Below are 3115 nucleotides of genomic sequence, written 5' to 3'. Positions count from 1 at the left end.
GTTCGTCACCCAGCTTCTGGGGGCCTTCAACGACAATCTCTACAAGAACGCGATGGTCCTCTACGCGGTCTACAGCGTGTACAGTTCCGAAGCGGAAGAGGCGCGCTTTTCGGCCATTGCGTCGGCGCTGTTCATCCTGCCGTTCTTCCTGCTTTCCGCGCTCGCCGGGCAACTGGCCGACATGCGCGACAAGGCAAAGATCATCCGCATCGTAAAGGCGTGCGAAATCGCGATCATGCTGGTCGGCGGCGCAGGGCTGGTCATGGCGTGGCTGGGCATGGAAGTGCAATCCATCGCCATCCCGCTGATGCTGGCGGCGCTGCTGGCGATGGGCGTTCATTCCACTTTCTTCGGCCCGATCAAGTATGCGATCCTGCCGCAGCACCTGCACGATCACGAAGTGCTGGCTGGCACCGGTCTGGTCGAGGCAGGCACCTATATCGCCATCCTTGCCGGCACGATTCTGGCGGGCTGGATTCCGGTAGAAATCGCGGCAGGCGGCGTCGTGCTTACGGCGTTGATCGGCTATGTTTCAGGTCGGCAGGTGCCGCCTGCGCCACCGATCATCGAAGCGCAGAAGATCGATTTCAACGTCTTCACATCGTCATGGCGGCTCATCCGTAACACCACGCGCCACCGGCAGGTGTTCATGGCGATCGTGGCCATCAGCTTCTTCTGGACGGTCGGCACCGTATTGTTCATCCAGTTTCCGCCGCTGGCCAAGAACGTGCTCTATGCCAGCAAGGAAGTGGCAAGCCTCTTCCTTGTGATCTTCTCGGTGGGCATTGCCATCGGATCGATGTCGATCAACGCGCTGCTCAAGGGCACCGTCTCGGCACGCTATTCGCCAGCCTCGGTTCTGGTGATGGGCGCCTTCGTCACCGCCTTTCATCTCGTGTGCAAGATGTGGCCGGATCTGCCGGGGCAGCAGCTGATGGATGTCGCCACTTTCGTAGTCCAGCCGCTGGCGATTCCGCTTCTGCTTTGCCTGCTGGGCATCGCCGTCGCCGGTGGCATGTTTGTGGTGCCACTCTACGCCTTCCTGACAACGGTGGTCCACAAATCGGAAACCGCCCGCACGATTGCCGCAAACAATATCGTCAATTCGGGCGCTATGGTCATCGGCGCACTGCTTGCCGGGGCGCTCAGCCACTTCGGCGTGGCACTGGTGGACCAACTCCTGCTCGGCGCAGCAATGTGCGTCATTTCCGCATGGCTGGGCTGGTTGCTCTACAAGGCTGAAAAGGCGGCGAAGGTTGCCTAGGGTCAGGCGATAAACGCCATCACCGCCATGAAGCACGCACAATAAGCGATCAGGAAATCGCGCAGATCCTGCATCGTGATGCGCTTCAGGTCGACCGGCTCTGACCGCACGTCCATTTCGCGCAGGCGCTCTTCGGCGCGGCGCATCGCGGCAACCACTTCCGGCTCATAGCTCGGCAATTCACGCAACACGTGGCGCGGCAGCGACGCACGGAAGGAATTGCGGGCGGTGCCATATACGGCGGCGGGAGCGAGCGACCTGTTCATGACGCTTGCTTAACGCTTTATTCACCTTTCGGTATCCCGCATTTCCGCCATTTTCGGGATCGTTCCAGTGCGGGACAGAAGATCGTTAATCGCCTTGGCTGACCCAAAACACGAAGGGCCGCCCCGCAATGGGACGGCCCTCGCATCGACTGGCCGGAGGAAGACTGGCGCCAGCCGAAAATTCCAGAGGTAGAGGTCAGATGCTGTCGCCGAGCGCGCCCTTGACCTTGCCCTTCACCTGCTGCGCTTCGCCCTTGCGCTCCTGCGCAACACCTTCGGCGTGAAGGCTGGCGTTGTCGGTCGCCTTGCCGATGGCCTGCTTCACGTTGCCGGCAGCTTCATTGGCCAAGCCCTTGGCCTTGTCGGTGAGTTCACCCACAGCACATATCTCCTTGATTTGTCAGGCGAAGTCTATCGCCCCTTCGGAGATAAAAACGCCGCCGCGGGCATCCGGTTCCAGCTCAGATCGCGCCCGCCATTTTCAGAATGATTTGCCACTCCTCAGGCCGCACCGCCCCCACCGACAGGCGCGACAGACGGATAAGGTCCATCTCCTGCAGTTCCGGGGTCGCCTTTACCTGCTTGAGCGTCACGGTCTGCGGCAGTTTCTCCACCGGCTTCACTTTTACCGCAGCCCATTTGCCCTCGGGATCGGTCGGGTCGGTCAGCCCGCCCTCGCTGATCACGATCACGCCAACCACTTCGATCCCGATGTTCGAATGATAGAAGAACGCCAGATCGCCCGGTTGCATCGTGCGCAAATTCCGCGCGGCAAGGTGATTGCGCACCCCGTCCCACGTGCCTTCGCCCTCGGCCACCAGATCGTCCCAGCCATAGACGTCAGGTTCGGACTTCATCAGCCAGAGGTTGCGGCCAGTCGTGTCGGTGATGTTGATTTTGGTCATGAAACCCCGCGAGAATCCCGTTACAGGCGGTTTCCATAGCGACAATTTTCCGAACTGGAACACCATGCCCCTCAAAACCCTGCCGGTGATCTCGTTGACCACCGAGGCCGACGCGCTTTCCCGCGAACTCGGCGAGTCCTTCCAAACCTTCGGCTTCGCGATGGTGAAGGACCACGGCATCGCCCCAGGTCTGATCGCCCGCGCGTGGGAGCTCACCGCCGAATTCTTCGCCCTGCCTGAAGCCGAAAAGCGCAGCTACTACATCGACGGTCTTGGCGGCGCGCGCGGTTACACGCCTTTCGGCACCGAAATCGCCAAAGGCGCAAAGCGCCACGATCTCAAGGAATTCTGGCACGTCGGCCGCGATCTTCCGACGGATCACCCACTCGCCGCGATGTCGATGTTCCCCAACATCTGGCCCACGCGCCCCGAAGGCTTCCGCGAAACCTTCGAGGAACTCTATGCGGAATTCGACCGCGTTGGCGCGCGCATCCTTTCGCGGATCGCGGTGTGGCTCGGCCTGGATGAAAACTGGTTTGATCCCGCGATCGAGGACGGCAATTCGGTGATGCGCCTGCTGCACTACCCGCCCCTGCCCGCCGATGCGGAACCTGGCGCGATTCGGGCGGGCGCGCATGAGGATATCAACCTCATCACGCTGCTGCTGGGGGCTGAGGAAG

The 3115-nt window shown here is 61.2% G+C and carries 5 protein-coding genes; 2 read left to right on the top strand and 3 right to left on the bottom strand.

Translation table 11 applies throughout. The features are described 5' to 3' along the window. A partial coding sequence (locus ACOVQ0_RS08010; protein ID WP_421882599.1) for an MFS transporter occupies positions 1-1264 on the top strand: 1264 nt, incomplete at its 5' end. A 2-nt stretch (positions 1265-1266) separates the two neighbouring features. Here ACOVQ0_RS08010 and ACOVQ0_RS08005 read toward each other — a convergent pair. From ACOVQ0_RS08005 to ACOVQ0_RS07995, 3 genes are all read right to left on the bottom strand, one after another. Then, a complete protein-coding gene (locus tag ACOVQ0_RS08005; protein WP_421882595.1) occupies positions 1267-1530 on the bottom strand; it encodes a hypothetical protein in 264 nt (87 codons plus the stop codon). Between the two features lie 196 nt (positions 1531-1726). Next, a complete protein-coding gene (locus ACOVQ0_RS08000; protein WP_421882592.1) occupies positions 1727-1909 on the bottom strand; it encodes a CsbD family protein in 183 nt (60 codons plus the stop codon). Between the two features lie 82 nt (positions 1910-1991). Further along, complete coding sequence (locus ACOVQ0_RS07995) at positions 1992-2435, bottom strand: EVE domain-containing protein (protein ID WP_421882590.1); 444 nt, start codon at positions 2433-2435, stop codon at positions 1992-1994. 64 nt (positions 2436-2499) lie between these two features. On the opposite strand from ACOVQ0_RS07995, the gene ACOVQ0_RS07990 reads away from it, so the two are divergent. Beyond that, positions 2500-3115 (top strand): isopenicillin N synthase family dioxygenase (locus ACOVQ0_RS07990; protein WP_421882602.1); only part of this gene is annotated, 616 nt, incomplete at its 3' end.

Origin of the sequence: Novosphingobium sp., from assembly GCF_049240505.1 — a bacterium.
Lineage (GTDB): Bacteria > Pseudomonadota > Alphaproteobacteria > Sphingomonadales > Sphingomonadaceae > Novosphingobium.
Note: the sequence above shows the minus strand (reverse complement) of the source record. Positions and strands in the feature narration are given on the sequence as shown.

Coding starts and splice junctions, on each gene's coding strand:
- ACOVQ0_RS08005 (WP_421882595.1), bottom strand. CDS start 1,530: ATGAACAGGTCGCTCGCTCCCGCCGCCGTATATGGCACCGCCCGCAAT.
- ACOVQ0_RS07995 (WP_421882590.1), bottom strand. CDS start 2,435: ATGACCAAAATCAACATCACCGACACGACTGGCCGCAACCTCTGGCTG.